The organism is Streptomyces sp. NPDC055140 (assembly GCF_053607285.1).
In genome coordinates this window covers 15,637-28,652 of sequence record NZ_JBSGTG010000013.1, presented here as the reverse complement: position 1 = coordinate 28,652, position 13,016 = coordinate 15,637, and the positions used below count along the sequence as shown (strand labels likewise).

Sequence of the window (13,016 nt, the reverse complement as noted above, 5' to 3'; positions counted from 1 at the left end):
AGGTACCGATCGACGCCCGGCCGTCACGCGGTCGCGAGCGAGACCTCGGTCGACTTGATCAGTGCCACCACGGAGGTGCCGGGGGCCAGGGCCAGGTCGGTGACGGCGTCCTTGGTGATGGCGGACGTCAGTTCGCCGCCCGGGACGCTGACCTTGACGGAGGCCATGGCGCCGCCCGTCGTGATGTCGTCGACCGTTCCGGCGAGCTGGTTGCGGATGGACAGCCCCTCGATCGTGCCGGTGGCGAGGGAGACCTCCGTGGACTTGACCAGGGCGCGTACGGCGGATCCCTCGGCGAGGCCGAGGTCCTTGACGGCGTCCAGGGTGATCGCCGCGGTGATGTCCTGGCCGCCGTCGAGGCGGACCTTGACCGTCGCCATGGCTTCACCCGCGGTGATGCCCGTAACGCTGCCGGGAAGCTGATTGCGGATGCTCAGGCTCATGCGGAACGCCTCACAGAAAAGGTATGGAATGTCCAGGTTTGGGCCTGCATAGGCCTCACCGTAGCCGGGTTGGATGTGGCTGGTGTGAGGCCCGTCGCATCTGCGAGGTGGAGGGGCGTGAGCGCCTGGCAGGTCGGAGGCGCCCAGTTTGTTACGGGATGCTGGGGTGCGGCTTGTTACGGGACGCAGGACGCAGGGCTGCGGCGTCAGGCGGGGTACGCGTGCGTCTGCGTCGCCTTGACCGTGGCCCAGACCGGCGCGCCAGGGTGCAGGTTCAGCTCCGCGGCGGCGACCGTCGTGAGGTCGGCGGCGAGGTCGAGTTCACCCGTGAGGTCCGCGCGGATCTGGTCCCCGTGCGTCTCGAGCCCGGCGACCTGACACCGCCACAGATTCCGGGCGCTGGCGCCGGTGGGCCGGTCCCGGTACAGGGTCACCGCGATCGGCGGGAACGCCACGAAGGCGGGCCCCGACAGCTCCTCGCTGGTCGCGATGTCCGGCCCGGAGCCGACCCGCACCACATGCCCGTCGGCCTGCCCCTTGTAGAGGTTGAGGCCGACCAGCTGGGCGATGTAGTCCGTACGCGGATGACGGGCGATGTCGGCCGGGGCGCCCTCCTGGACGACGCGGCCGTGCTCGATGACGACGAGGCGGTCGGCCAGCACCATCGCGTCCAGCGGGTCGTGTGTGACCAGTACGGCGACGGCCTCGAAGTCGGCCAGGTGTCGACGGAGTTGGGCGCGTACGTCGAGACGGGTGCGCGCGTCGAGCGCGGCGAGCGGCTCGTCGAGGAGCAGCAGCCGGGGATGGGTGGCCAGGGCGCGGGCCACGGCGACGCGCTGCGCCTGGCCGCCGGACAGCCGGCGCGGCTTGGCGCCATGGTGGTCGGCGAGCCCCATGCGGTCCAGCCACTTCGCGGCCTGCTCACGCGCCTCGGCCTTGGACACGCCGTGGCAGCGCGGGCCGAAGGCGACGTTGTCCAGGGCGCTCAGGTGCGGAAAGAGGAGGTAGTCCTGGAAGACCACGCCGACCGGACGGGACTCGGGCGCCGTGCGGTCCAACGCGGCGCCGTCCAGATGCAGATGACCGCCCGTCAGCGGCGTGAGCCCGGCCAGGGCGCGCAGGGCTGTGGTCTTGCCGGCGCCGTTCGGACCGAGCAGCGCGACCACGTCGCCGGGAGCGGCGCGCAGCGCGACGTCGAGGCGGAAGGTGCCGCGCTCGACGACGAGGTGGGCGTCCAGGCCGTCGGCGGGGACGCCACCGGTGACGTGGTCGATGTGCGTCATGAGGCGGTCATCCGGTGGTCGGACGGTCCGGCGAGGACCGTGTGGGGGAGGGCGGGGCCGGTCATGACGCCGTCATCCAGCGGTCCCGCAGCCCCGCGAGAACCGCGATCGACACGGCGAGCAGCACCAGGCTGAGGGCGATCGCGGCGGCCGGGTCGTTCTGGAGCGCAAGGTACACGGCCAGCGGCATGGTCTGCGTACGGCCGGGGAAGTTGCCCGCGAACGTGATGGTAGCGCCGAACTCGCCGAGCGCGCGCGCCCAGGCAAGCACGGCACCCGCGGCGATGCCCGGCATGATCAGCGGCAGTGTCACCCTGCGGAACGCCGTGAAGCGGGAGGCGCCCAACGTCGTGGCGGCCTCCTCGAACCGCGGATCGGCGGCCCGGAGCGTGCCCTCCACGCTGATGACGAGGAACGGCATCGCCACGAACGACTCCGCGACCACGACCCCCGCCGTGGTGAACGGCAGCGTGATCCCGAACCACGAGTCCAGCAACTGCCCGACGACGCCGTTGCGTCCGAGGGCCAGCAGCAGGGCCACACCGCCCACCACCGGTGGCAGTACGAGCGGCAGTGTCACCAGTGCGCGGACGAAGCCGCGCCCGGGGAATTCCGTGCGCGCGAGCAGCCAGGCCAGCGGCACCCCCAGGACCAGGCTCACCGCCGTGGCCGCCGTCGCGCAGATCAGCGACAGCTGGAGGGCCTGCCAGACCTCCGGACTGGTCAGCTGCTCCGGCAGGCTGCGCCAAGGGGCCCGTACGAGCAGGGCGATCAGGGGCAGCAGCAGGAACGCGAGGCCGACGAGGGCGGGCACCAGAAGCGGCAGAGGCACCCCGCGGCCCCGGGCGCCCGGCCGGGCACGCCGACGCCGCGGCCCGGCCCCACGGGTGTCGCCACCCGTGAGGACCTCGGCCGCGGCGCCGGACTTGTCGAGCTCGGTCACGGCTTGAGGAACCCTGCCGCCGTCAGGACCTGCTGGCCCTCGGGGGACTGCACGAGCGCGATGAACTCCTTCGCAGCCTCTGCGTTGGGCGCGTCCTTCAGGAGAGCGATCGGGTAGTCGTTGATGGCATTCGCCGACTCGGGGAACTCGACGCCCTCCACCTTGCTGCCCGCGGCCTTCACGTCGGTCTTGTAGACGACGGCGGCATCGGCCTCCTTCAACTCCACCTTCGTCAGGGCGCTCTTGACGTCCTGCTCGTACGAGACCGGGGTGAGCTTCAGCTTGCTGGCGTCCAGCGCCTTCTGCGCGGCGGCGCCACACGGCACCGTCTTGTCGCAGAGCACGACCTTGAGGCCGGACTTGGTGAGGTCCTTGAGGGAGGCGACCTTGTCGGGGTTGCCCGGCAGGGTCGCGATCTCCAGCTGGTTGCGCACGAACGTCGACGGGGCGCCGGCCGCATCCTTCTTGTCCGTCACGATCGCCATCGTCTTGGGGCTGGCGGCGGCGAACACGTCGGCCGGCGCACCACCGGTGATGCTCGCGGCGAGGGTGTCGCTGCCGCCGAAGCTGAACGTCACCTTCGTACCTGGGTGGGCCTTCTCGAAGTCCTTGCCCAGGGTCGTGAAGCTCTCCTTGAGCGACGCCGCCGCGAAGACGGTCACCGTGCCCGTGACCTTCTTGGAGGAGTCCTTGGACGCCGAGGAGGAGTCCTTCTTGGACGACGAGTCCGAGCCGGAGGAGCAGGCGCTCAGCGCCAGCAGCGCGGCGACGCCTACGCCGGTCACCTGCAGGGTCCGGCGGGTCCGGCGCGTGTAACGGGTCATCACGGGGTTACTCCCTAGGGCTCTCTTGAGAAGAATCGGGCTGATTCTCCGCGAAGCGTCCGGCGGACACTTCAAGGGCGTTCGACGACCACGTTGGTCGATTTGATCACGGCGACGGCAGGCACACCGGGTTCCAGCTCCATCTCCTCGGCCGACTCCCGGCTGACCATGGCCACGACCCTGAAGGGTCCGGCCTGGATCTCCACCTGCGCCGACACATCCCCGAGGATCACCTCGGTGACGATGCCGGAAAGGCGGTTGCGCGCCGAGGATCCGTTGTTCGTCCGCTCGGTGCGGTGCAGCTGTCGGGCGAAGGACGCCAGGTCCGCCCCGGGGATGATCCGGCGGCCCAGCTCGTCACGCTCGGCATGCAGCCTCCCGCTGTCGACCCAGCGCCGAAGGGTGTCGGCGCTGACGCCCATCAAGGCGGCCGCCTCCCCGATCCGGTAGGTCCGCATGCACGGATCATACTGCCGCAGATGCGAGGGGGAAGTCTCTTGTTGCATCGCATGAGCTGGATCATGTGCGGACGGGGGTAGGCATGTGCGTTTGTATGAGAGTGCTGCGGCCGCGGCCCGGGTACGGTCATTCGGGAGGTGGTAGTCCGTGCGTCAATCCCTTACGGCCGCCGATCCGGTGGCAGAGCTCGCCCTGACCGGCGATGTCGCGCGCCCGGCCCGGTTGACGGTGCCCGATCTGCTCGACTGGCCCCAGCACACGGCCCGGGTCAGCTTCGAGTGCGCCACCAGCGGCGTCCAGGAGCACAGCTTCGCGGGCCCGCTGCTGCACGACGTCCTGCATGACGCCGGGCCCGGCTTCGACCCCGCCCGCCGCAAGGACCGGCTGCGGTTCCTGATCGCGGTGACCGGAGCGGACGGCCATCACGCCCTGCTGTCCTGGGCGGAGATCGACCCGGACTTCGGGCGGGCCCCCGTCCTGCTCGCCGTCACCATCGACGACACGCCCCTCGACCGGGCCGGACCCCAGCTCGTCCTGCCCCAGGACCGCTGCGGGGCGCGGCACATCAGCGGCATCAACGTGATCCGCGTGGACGGCGGCTACGCGTCGTGGGCGTGACACGGCGGGAGCACCGACGGCACACCGGATCCTCGACCGCCCACGGAGTGCCGCGTGCTGCTGCGCCAGCTCGAATACTTCGCCGCGCTCGCCCGTGAGCGGCACTTCGCGCGGGCGGCCGCGGTCTGCTTCGGTCGCACCAAGTGGTGCTCGACGGCGGGTGGAACATCGCGGACTGCGTGGCCCGTTCGTACGACCTGGAGGGCATGAACGTCGGCACGGTGGGCCGCCGGGCGCATCGCGGTCGCCGTGCTGCGCCGCCTCGCGCCCTTCGGCGTGAAGCTCCACTACACCGACCGGCACCGACTCCCGGAGGAGACCGAGCGGGAGCTGGGCCTGACCTTCCACGCCACGGCCGCCGACATGGTGCCGCACTGCGACGTCGTCATCGTCAACGCGCCTCTCCACCCGGAGACAGAGGGGCTGTTCGGCGACGAGCTGCTCGCCACCATGAAACGCGACGTGTACCTCATCAACACCGCACGGGCGAAGATCGCCGCCGGGACGCGGTCGAGCGGGCCTTGCGCAGCCGCCGGTTGGCGGGATACGCGGGCGATGTCCGGTACCCGCAGCCCGCGCCGGCGGACCACCCCTGGCGGACGATGCCGCATCACGGCATGACCCCGCACATCTCCGGATCCTCACTGTCCGCGCAGGCCCGCCGTGCGGCGGGTGCCCGGGAGATCCTGGAGGCCTGGCTGGACGGCAAGCCGATCCGTGACGAGTACCTGCTCGTGGAGGGCGCTGCGCCGGCCGGCGCGGGCGCGCACTCCTACTTCACGGCGACCGGTGACTCCAGAGGCTGATGAGACGGCTGCCGCCCGCAGACGTCAGGTGCGGTCGATGTGCACGTTCGTCGACTTCACGCGGGCGGTGGCCTCCGCGCCCACCTCAAGTCCCAGCTCCTCCACGGCCTCACGCGTGAGCAGCGACACCAGCCGGTGAGGGCCCGCCTGGATCTCCACCTGGGCCGCCACGTCACCCAGCTTCACGGCGGTGACAATGCCCGGGAAGGCGTTGCGCGCAGAGGTGTACGAGATGTCGTCCTCGCCGCCGCCGGTCCTGGCAACCTCGACCGAGAGGGCAGCCAGGTCCCTGCCGTCGATGAGCCGCCGCCCACCCGCGTCACGATGGGTGGCCACTCTGCCCGCATCGGCCCATCGGCGTGCGGTGTCCGGGCTCACGCCGAGGAGCCGGGCGGCCTGGCCGATCGTGTAGGACTGCATACGCGCCAAGATAGACGAATACTCAGGTGAGCCCGTCCTCGGTGAGTCGCATCGTGAACCAGAGGGCGGGGTCCTCCGGCAGTACGTATCGCTCCACTTCCACGAACCCGTGCTTCTCCGCGAACCGCACCCCGGCCACGTTGGACGCCAGGATGACCGTCTCGATCACGGCGGCGTCCAGTGTCCGCGCGTGCTCCAGGCCGTGCCGGTAGAGGACTTCGCCGAAGCCCTGCCGGCGGTGCCCGGGGAGCACGCGGGCGATCACCGTGGCCGTGGCGGTGTCGTCCGTCGGAGGGCGCACCGTCGTGCAGCCCACGAGGGTGTCGCCGAGATAGGCGACTTCCAGATGGTTGCGCCCCACTCGCTCGCGCACGTCGTCGAGGGACAGCGGGTCGGCCGGGATGATCAGGTTGTGGACGTGACGCCAGTCCTCGATCAGGGCGTCGCCCTGCACCTTCTCAATGCGGAGATCAGTCATCGCAGCAGGAAATCGTGCGCATCGCCGCACGTCAACTGCATATCTGCGTCCCGCCGTCGGCGATCGGGCGACCTCTTTGCCGACCGACGTTCCTGGCGATGCGCCGGCGCGGCGCTGATTCAGCCCGTTGTGTCAACGGTCGGTCCGTCGGTCCTGGCGGCCGGTTCATCCGTGTCGGAGACCGGTTCGTCCGCCTGCTCGGTGAGGGACTGTTCGGCCCAGATGATTTTCCCGTCGAGGGTGTAGCGCGCTCCCCAGCGCTGGGAGAACTGGGAGACGAGAAACAGGCCGCGCCCGCCCTCGTCGGTGGTGCGGGGGTGACGCAGATGCGGAGCGCTGGCGCCCGCGTCGGACACCTCGCAGATCAGCGCCCGCTCGACGATCAGACGCAGCCGGATCGGCCCGGAGGCGTACCGGATCGCGTTGGTGACGAGTTCGCTGACGACGAGTTCCGTGGTGAAGGCGAGCTCGTCGAGCCCCCACGCGGCCAGCTGCCGTGTGACCTTCCTGCGCGCCTCGGCGACGACCGCCGGGTCGCTCTCCAGGTCCCACGAGGCGACCTGCCCGGCGCCCAGGCGGTGGGTGCGGGCGATCAGCAGGGCCACGTCGTCGTTCGGCCGCGCGGGCACCAGCGCGTCGACGACGGCCACGCAGAGGCCGTCGAGGGAGGGGGCGCGCAGCTCCAGGACTTCGCGCAGGCGCTCCCTGCCCGCGTCGAGTTCGGGCTCGCGGCCGGGTTCCCGTGGGTCGACGGCGAGCAGTCCGTCGGTGTGCAGGGCGAGCATGGTGCCCTCGGCGAGGCAGAACTCGGCCGCCTCGAAGGGCAGACCACCCGTGCCGAGCGCCGGCCCGATCGGGAGGTCGGGGAAGGAGACCGTGCCGTCCGGGGTGACGAGCGCGGGCGGGGGATGCGCGGAGCTCGCCATGGTGCACTGGCCGCTCACCGGGTCGTACACCACGTACAGACAGCTGGAGCCGACGGCCTGGATCGCGCTGCGGGCGTCCTCCTCACGCGCGCCCCTGCTGACCAGGTCGTCGAGGTGGGCCAGCACCTCCTCCGGCGGCAGGTCCAGATCGGCGAGCGTCTGGACCGCGGTGCGCAGCCGTCCCATGGCGGCGGCGCCGTCGATGCCGTGGCCGGGGACGTCGCCCACGACGAGGGCGACCCTGGCGCCGGACAGCGGGAGAACATCGAACCAGTCGCCGCCGAGGCCCGTCAGCTCGTCCGCGGGCCGGTAGCAGGCGGTGGCGTCCACCGCGTCCTGCTCGGGCAGGTAGCTCGGCAGCAGACTCCGCTGAAGCACCAGCGCGGCGTCGCGTTCGCGTGTGTAGCGGCGGGCGTTGTCCACGCAGATCGCCGCCCGGGCGACGAACTCCTCCGCGAGCGCCAGATCCTCCTCGTCGAACGGGTCGGGGCGGTCCCGCCGGAAGAAGCTGGTGACGCCCATCGTGATGCCGCGCGAGCGGATCGGCACGATCATCATCGAGTGCAGCCCGAGCTCGATGAGGGAGGCCGCCGGGCGGCCGGGGTCGGTGGCGGTCCAGTCCTCGTCCCGGGGATCCACCTGCTCCTTGTACCAGGACACGCCGCTGGTCAGGACGCGGACGGGGGGTGATTCCGTGCGGTAGCGGGCCGTCTCGCCGATGCGGACGAGGGTCTCGGGGACGCCGTCCCGCACCGACCGGTGGCCCGCGCGCCGCAGCGTGACCATCTCCGAGTCGCTCGGCGTCCCCGCCGTCGGTTCGGCCCCTTCGAGCACCGACTCCAGCAGATCCACGGCGACGAAGTCCGCGAGGCCGGGCACCGCCACGTCTGCCAGTTCCTGCGCGGTCTGTACGACGTCCAGACTCCGGCCGATGTGCTCACCGGCCCGGTCGAGGAGGGCGAGCCGCTGCCGGATCAGATAGCGGTCGGTGATGTCCATCGCCGTGTAGTACACGCCCAGGGGGGATCCGTTTTCGTCGTTGAGCCGAGTGAACGACATGGCGTGGCAGCACTGGCGGTGCGGCGCGGACTGCACGCGGCCCACCTGCTCGTAGCCCACGACCGCCACCCCCGTCTCGAGGACCTGCCGCATCTGCCCCTCGAGCCGCTCGGAGTCGAGTCCGGGCTGGATGTCCGCCAGCCTGCGGCCGATACGGTCCTGCGCCGGACCGCCGCCGAACTGCGCCAGCGCGTCGTTCGACCACACGTACCTCAGGTCCGTGTCCACGATGGCGATGCCCAGGGGGGAGCGCGTGGCCATCTGCTCCAGGACGGAGCGGCTCATCTCCCATCCGGGCGCCCGCGCCAGGTCCGTCACGAGCGCGATCCAGCGCTCGGGCTCCGGGCACAGCTGTGCCTCGACGACGTGCACCATCAGGGGGACGGGGCGCCCGTCGCGGTGTTTCGCCGTCAGGATCCCCGACCATCCGCCGCCCCGCGTGCACTGCTCGGCGAGCGAGGGAACGCGAGCCGCGTCCTCGGGCATCAGGAGCTCGGCCACCTTCCGGCCCACCACCTCGGCGGCCGCGTACCCCAGCAGCCGCTCGCTCCCGCCGGACCAGCCGCACACCACCCCGTGAGTGTCGAGCAGCACCGGCGTGGCGTCCGCCACGTCGAAGCGCTGCTCTGCGGCATCGCTGTGCTCGCTCGTCCCCACGGCGTCCCGCTCCGTCCTGAGAGTGGTTTCCCTCTCCCGTCCATTCTTCACCTCGTGTGACGATGACGGCAGCTGTTCTCCACCTGTGCGCCCCCGCGCCGGGAAAATCAGGGGCGCCCGCCGAGGTTCCTTGCGAGGATGACCGCCCGTCGTGCCCGCTCCGGAGGGAACTCACGTGCCCCGCGCCGTCTCGCTGATCCGCTCGTCCTCGCTGTCCGACGTCGCCGAGTACGCCTACGCGGCGACGGCTCCCGCCGAAGCGCGGCTGATCTTCCTCGCCGGGGCCTGTCCGCTGAACGAGGACGGCTCGACGGCTGCCGTCGGCGACTACGCCGGACAGGCGGCCAAGGCCGTCGAGAACATGCGGACGGCGCTCGCCGAGTCCGGCGCCACCCTCGACGACGTGATCAGCACCCGCGTCCTCGTCGCGTCCACGCGCCGGGCGGACCTGGTGACGGCATGGGAGGTCGTGCGTGACGTGTTCGGCGACCACGACGTCCCCAGCACGCTGATGGGGGTCACGGTGCTCGGGTACGACGACCAGCTCGTGGAGATCGAGGGCGTCGCGGCGGTACTGGACTCCTGACGGGGGCGGGCCGATCGCGGGTGGCCGCTCGGTCCCGGTTCCACGGGTGGCGGCCACGCCACTAGAGTGCGTCCATGCCCGGTGAAATGGTGCCAGACCGCCGTGAACTGCGTGCGTCGCACGAGGAGCGCGACCAGGTCGTGGAGCGGCTGACCGTCGCCGCCGGTGACGGCCGGCTGACCGCGGACGAGCTGGACGAGCGGCTCGAGGCCGCGCTGACGGCCCGTACCCACGGTGAGCTGGCGGCCCTGCTCGCCGACCTGCCGGACGCCGGTCCCGCGTGGGCCGCCGGGGTCGTGGCCGCCGCTCCGAAAGATGTGTCGCGGATCGCCGTCGACAGCGCGAGCGCGAAGCGGGACGGCGGCTGGGTGGTCCCGAGGCGTCTGGAGATCGAGTCGAAGAGCGGTTCCGTCGTTCTCGACTTCACCCAGGCCGTCATCGCGGCGCCCACCCTGGAGATCGAGGTCGCGGTGCGCAGCGGGTCGGTGACGCTGCTCGTGCCGCCGGACGTCGTCGCCGATGTCGACGACGTGACCGTACGCAGCGGCAGCGTGCGCCATCAGACGCGGCCCGAGACCGCGACACCGGTCAGGCTGCGCATCCAGATGACGGGTGAGGTGCACGGCGGCAGCATCGCGATACGGCCGCCCAGGCCGCCCCGCCGCGGCTTCTGGCAGTGGCTGCTGCGGCGGCCCCGACCGGTGGCGGCGCTCCCTCACTGACCAGGGCCCCTGTGAGGCCTGCGGCTGAGCTTGATCATGCTCCGTCCCCGAGGGCTAAGGTCGGCCCGAGCGTTCGCTGCGCGAGGAGGACCGGCCATGGAAGCCGCCGATGTGAACACCCCTGCCGACGACGGCTCACCAGGACGGGCGGGATACCGGCGGTCGGCCGGGTCGCCGCGCGGCGAGGCCCGGCGGCGGGAACTCCTCGTCCTCGTCACCGATGACCTCGAGGTCAACGGACTCGTGGACTTCTCGCTCCGGCGCGCGGCGCGAGCGGCCGGCACCACGCACAAGGTGCTGCTGTACCACTTCGACGGGGCCGACGATCTGCTCACGCAGGCGATCGTCCAACTGCGCGAGCGGCGCATCGCGAAGGCGCTCGCCGCCGCCACCGAGGGCCACGACCGCAGGACGCTGGCGGACTGGGTGCGCGTGGTCTGGCCGATCCTCGTGGGGGCGGAGGCGCGCGTGCTCGACCAGGCCATCGGGCTGGCGATGTACGACCCGGACCGTCACGCGGCGCTGGGCCGCGAGGCGTCGCAGCAGTATCTGCCCACGCTGCTGTCCGTGTGTCCCGGGCACTGGTCCGACCGTCGCAAGCTCGAGGTCGCCGAGATGGTCCTCGCCACGCTCCGGGGCTTTCTGGTGGACGCGCGGACCAGCGGTGACGCCGAGGGCGTCGCCGCCGGCTTCGAGGCGCTGGCCCGCGCGCTGGAGCGGGAGGAGGCCGCGGAGGCGTAACAGCGCCGTTCGGGCGGCACCCGATCCGGCCGGACCCCGTGGCCGGAGTCCGTGGACAGTTTGCGAACCACGTGGTTCACTTTCGGTGAGGGTGCTTCTCATCCACTCGGATCCACGCGGGTCCACTCGGAGGCCGGTCATGCGGATGTCCATGGAGCGGGAGAAAGTCCGATTCCCCAGCGGCGGCACCGAATGCGCCGCGTGGCACTACCCGGGGACGAACGGTGCGTGCGTGGTCATGGCGCCCGGCGGCGGGGTGACCAAGGAGCCGGGCACCGACCCGTTCGCGGCGCGCTTCCACGCCGCCGGGTTCAGCGTCCTGGCCTTCGACTACCGGCGCTTCGGTGAAAGCGGGGGCGCGCCGCGCCAGATCCTGGACATCGAGGAGCAACTCGCCGACTGGCGGGCCGCGATCGCCTGTGCCGCGGCCCTGCCGGAGGTCGACCCCGCACGCGTCGCGGCCTGGGGGTTCTCGGCCTCGGGCGGTCACATCTTCCAAGTCGCGGCGCGCGCACCGCAGTTGGCAGCGGCGATCGCGCAGACTCCGTTGGCCGACGGCCCCGTGGCGTCGCGCAGGGCGATGGCGTATCAGACGCCCTGGGGAATGCTCCGGCTCACCGTGAGGGGTCTCCTCGATGCCGCCGGTGCTCTCGTCGGACGTAAACCCTTGCTGATGCCGCTCGCCGGTCCACCCGGGACCGTGGCGATGCTCACCACGCCGGACGGGAACGAGGGGGACCGGGCGCTCAACCCGGGCAACCGCTACCCGGACTGGCAGCAGGAGGTCGCCGCCCGTTCGGCGCTGAGCCTCAGCTTCTACCGGCCGGGCAGCCAGGCGTCCAAGGCGCGGTGTCCCCTGCTGGTCGTCGTGTGCGACCAGGACAGGTCCGCCCTGCCGGGGCCGGCCGTCGACGCGGCGCGGCGAGCACCGCAGGCAGAGGTGGTCCACCTGCCGGGAGGGCACTACGCGCCCTTCATGGATGCGCATGAACCGGCCGTGGAGGCCGAACTCGCTTTTCTGCAGCGCCACTTGATCGACGAGATACCACCCGCCGGCCATGGAGCCGCCGTCACCGCTGATCCTTCGGCCCGGAGCCGGTCATGAGGGAGATCGAGCTGACCGCAGGGACCGTCGAGTACGAGGACACGGGAGGGCAGGCGCACGCGGACGCGGACAGCAGTGGCCCCACGGTCGTCTTCCTGCACGGCCTGATGATGGACGCCTCGCTCTGGGACGGGCCGATCGCGGAACTGTCCGGCGAGCACCGGTGCGTGGCGCCGACGCTGCCCCTGGGCGCGCACCGTCGCGCGATGCGCGACGACGCCGATCTGTCGCTGCCCGGGGTCGCCCGCCTCGTGGTCGAGTTCCTCGACCGTCTCGACCTGCGCGACGTCACCCTCGTCGGCAACGACACCGGCGGGGCGCTCGTCCAACTGGTCGTCTCCGAGGGCGCCGCCGAGCGCGTGGGCCGCCTGGTGCTGGTCTCGTGCGAGGCGTTCGACAACCTTCCGCCGGGGCTGACCGGCAGGACGCTCGCTCTCGCGGGGAAGCTGTCGCCAAGGATGTTCGGGCTGTTCATGCAGCAGATGCGGATCGGCGCGGTGCGGCGGCTGCCGGTGGCGTTCGGGTGGCTGACCAAGCGCGGCGGCACCGCGACCGGCCGGTGGATGAGACCGGTCGTCACGCAGCCGGAGATCCGCCGCGATGCCGTACGGATGCTGCGCGCGGTCTTCTCCGACACCCGCGTCCTGCTCCGGGCGGCGGAGCGCCTGCCGGCGTTCGACCGGCCCGCGCTCGTGGTCTGGGCGCGCGACGACCGCGTGATGCCGCTCGCCCACGGGCGGCGCCTCGCCGAACTTCTCCCGCAGGGTCGGCTGGTCGAGATCGAGGACAGCTACACCCTCGTCCCCTTGGATCGGCCGACTGAACTTGCCTCAGCTGTACGGGAGTTCACGCGCCTGCCCGATCCGGATCCCCGCTGGTGACTCCCGGCCCCGCCGAGCGGGCGCCAATCCGCTTGCCGTGATCGGCGCGCGGATCCGAGGATGGC

General features: G+C 71.6%; 14 protein-coding genes and 1 pseudogene. 7 read left to right on the top strand and 8 right to left on the bottom strand.

The annotated features are described in order from the left end of the window. Positions 1–23: 23 nt before the first annotated feature. The 5 genes from ACWFR4_RS24080 to ACWFR4_RS24060 form a co-directional block, all read right to left on the bottom strand. Positions 24–443: a TOBE domain-containing protein gene (locus ACWFR4_RS24080; protein WP_453654416.1), complete on the bottom strand. Its 420-nt coding sequence runs from the start codon at positions 441–443 to the stop codon at positions 24–26. A 206-nt stretch (positions 444–649) separates the two neighbouring features. Then, a complete protein-coding gene (locus tag ACWFR4_RS24075) occupies positions 650–1,726 on the bottom strand; it encodes an ABC transporter ATP-binding protein (RefSeq protein ID WP_453460355.1) in 1,077 nt (358 codons plus the stop codon). A 61-nt stretch (positions 1,727–1,787) separates the two neighbouring features. Further along, on the bottom strand, positions 1,788–2,669 hold the full coding sequence (modB, locus tag ACWFR4_RS24070) for a molybdate ABC transporter permease subunit (protein WP_453460352.1): 882 nt from the start codon (positions 2,667–2,669) through the stop codon (positions 1,788–1,790). Then, positions 2,666–3,493, bottom strand: a complete 828-nt coding sequence (gene modA, locus ACWFR4_RS24065) for a molybdate ABC transporter substrate-binding protein (RefSeq protein ID WP_453460350.1) — start codon at positions 3,491–3,493, stop codon at positions 2,666–2,668. The genes modB and modA overlap by 4 nt, the downstream gene beginning before the upstream one ends. A 71-nt stretch (positions 3,494–3,564) precedes the next feature. Then, positions 3,565–3,951: a TOBE domain-containing protein gene (locus ACWFR4_RS24060; protein ID WP_453654414.1), complete on the bottom strand. Its 387-nt coding sequence runs from the start codon at positions 3,949–3,951 to the stop codon at positions 3,565–3,567. 148 nt (positions 3,952–4,099) lie between these two features. Between ACWFR4_RS24060 and ACWFR4_RS24055 the strand changes: the two genes are divergently transcribed. Further along, on the top strand, positions 4,100–4,570 hold the full coding sequence (locus ACWFR4_RS24055; protein WP_453654412.1) for a molybdopterin-dependent oxidoreductase: 471 nt from the start codon (positions 4,100–4,102) through the stop codon (positions 4,568–4,570). A gap of 119 nt (positions 4,571–4,689) precedes the next feature. Beyond that, positions 4,690–5,376 (top strand): annotated as a pseudogene (locus ACWFR4_RS24050) (NAD-dependent formate dehydrogenase); the annotation flags it as partial. A gap of 24 nt (positions 5,377–5,400) precedes the next feature. Here ACWFR4_RS24050 and ACWFR4_RS24045 read toward each other — a convergent pair. The 3 genes from ACWFR4_RS24045 to ACWFR4_RS24035 form a co-directional block, all read right to left on the bottom strand. Beyond that, a complete protein-coding gene (locus tag ACWFR4_RS24045; RefSeq protein WP_453460345.1) occupies positions 5,401–5,796 on the bottom strand; it encodes a TOBE domain-containing protein in 396 nt (131 codons plus the stop codon). A 22-nt stretch (positions 5,797–5,818) separates the two neighbouring features. Continuing rightward, positions 5,819–6,274 (bottom strand): GNAT family N-acetyltransferase, encoded by a 456-nt coding sequence (locus ACWFR4_RS24040; protein WP_453460343.1) that lies wholly within the window; start codon positions 6,272–6,274, stop codon positions 5,819–5,821. A 119-nt stretch (positions 6,275–6,393) separates the two neighbouring features. Then, the gene (locus ACWFR4_RS24035) at positions 6,394–8,916 is read right to left on the bottom strand and encodes a SpoIIE family protein phosphatase (protein ID WP_453654410.1); all 2,523 of its coding nucleotides are present in this window, start codon (positions 8,914–8,916) and stop codon (positions 6,394–6,396) included. A gap of 175 nt (positions 8,917–9,091) precedes the next feature. On the opposite strand from ACWFR4_RS24035, the gene ACWFR4_RS24030 reads away from it, so the two are divergent. The 5 genes from ACWFR4_RS24030 (at position 9,092) to ACWFR4_RS24010 (ending at position 12,951) form a co-directional block, all read left to right on the top strand. Beyond that, positions 9,092–9,502: a RidA family protein gene (locus ACWFR4_RS24030; RefSeq protein WP_453460334.1), complete on the top strand. Its 411-nt coding sequence runs from the start codon at positions 9,092–9,094 to the stop codon at positions 9,500–9,502. 74 nt (positions 9,503–9,576) lie between these two features. Then, positions 9,577–10,224 carry a DUF1707 SHOCT-like domain-containing protein gene (locus ACWFR4_RS24025; RefSeq protein ID WP_453460331.1) on the top strand — a complete coding sequence of 216 codons (648 nt, stop codon included), beginning with the start codon at positions 9,577–9,579 and terminating at the stop codon, positions 10,222–10,224. Positions 10,225–10,320: 96 nt separating this feature from the next. Then, positions 10,321–10,965: a TetR/AcrR family transcriptional regulator gene (locus ACWFR4_RS24020; protein WP_453460329.1), complete on the top strand. Its 645-nt coding sequence runs from the start codon at positions 10,321–10,323 to the stop codon at positions 10,963–10,965. A 139-nt stretch (positions 10,966–11,104) separates the two neighbouring features. Then, the gene (locus tag ACWFR4_RS24015; protein ID WP_453460326.1) at positions 11,105–12,070 is read left to right on the top strand and encodes an alpha/beta hydrolase; all 966 of its coding nucleotides are present in this window, start codon (positions 11,105–11,107) and stop codon (positions 12,068–12,070) included. Further along, positions 12,067–12,951 (top strand): alpha/beta fold hydrolase, encoded by an 885-nt coding sequence (locus ACWFR4_RS24010; RefSeq protein WP_453460323.1) that lies wholly within the window; start codon positions 12,067–12,069, stop codon positions 12,949–12,951. The genes ACWFR4_RS24015 and ACWFR4_RS24010 overlap by 4 nt, the downstream gene beginning before the upstream one ends. Positions 12,952–13,016 lie beyond the last annotated feature (65 nt).

Bases quoted from the DNA above. Each gene is read 5' to 3' on its own strand.
- ACWFR4_RS24015 (WP_453460326.1), top strand. From the start codon at position 11,105: ATGCGGATGTCCATGGAGCGGGAGAAAGTCCGATTCCCCAGCGGCGGC.
- ACWFR4_RS24020 (WP_453460329.1), top strand. From the start codon at position 10,321: ATGGAAGCCGCCGATGTGAACACCCCTGCCGACGACGGCTCACCAGGA.
- modA (WP_453460350.1), bottom strand. From the start codon at position 3,493: ATGACCCGTTACACGCGCCGGACCCGCCGGACCCTGCAGGTGACCGGC.
- ACWFR4_RS24080 (WP_453654416.1), bottom strand. From the start codon at position 443: ATGAGCCTGAGCATCCGCAATCAGCTTCCCGGCAGCGTTACGGGCATC.
- ACWFR4_RS24025 (WP_453460331.1), top strand. From the start codon at position 9,577: ATGCCCGGTGAAATGGTGCCAGACCGCCGTGAACTGCGTGCGTCGCAC.
- ACWFR4_RS24075 (WP_453460355.1), bottom strand. From the start codon at position 1,726: ATGACGCACATCGACCACGTCACCGGTGGCGTCCCCGCCGACGGCCTG.
- ACWFR4_RS24040 (WP_453460343.1), bottom strand. From the start codon at position 6,274: ATGACTGATCTCCGCATTGAGAAGGTGCAGGGCGACGCCCTGATCGAG.
- ACWFR4_RS24010 (WP_453460323.1), top strand. From the start codon at position 12,067: ATGAGGGAGATCGAGCTGACCGCAGGGACCGTCGAGTACGAGGACACG.
- ACWFR4_RS24060 (WP_453654414.1), bottom strand. From the start codon at position 3,951: ATGCGGACCTACCGGATCGGGGAGGCGGCCGCCTTGATGGGCGTCAGC.
- ACWFR4_RS24045 (WP_453460345.1), bottom strand. From the start codon at position 5,796: ATGCAGTCCTACACGATCGGCCAGGCCGCCCGGCTCCTCGGCGTGAGC.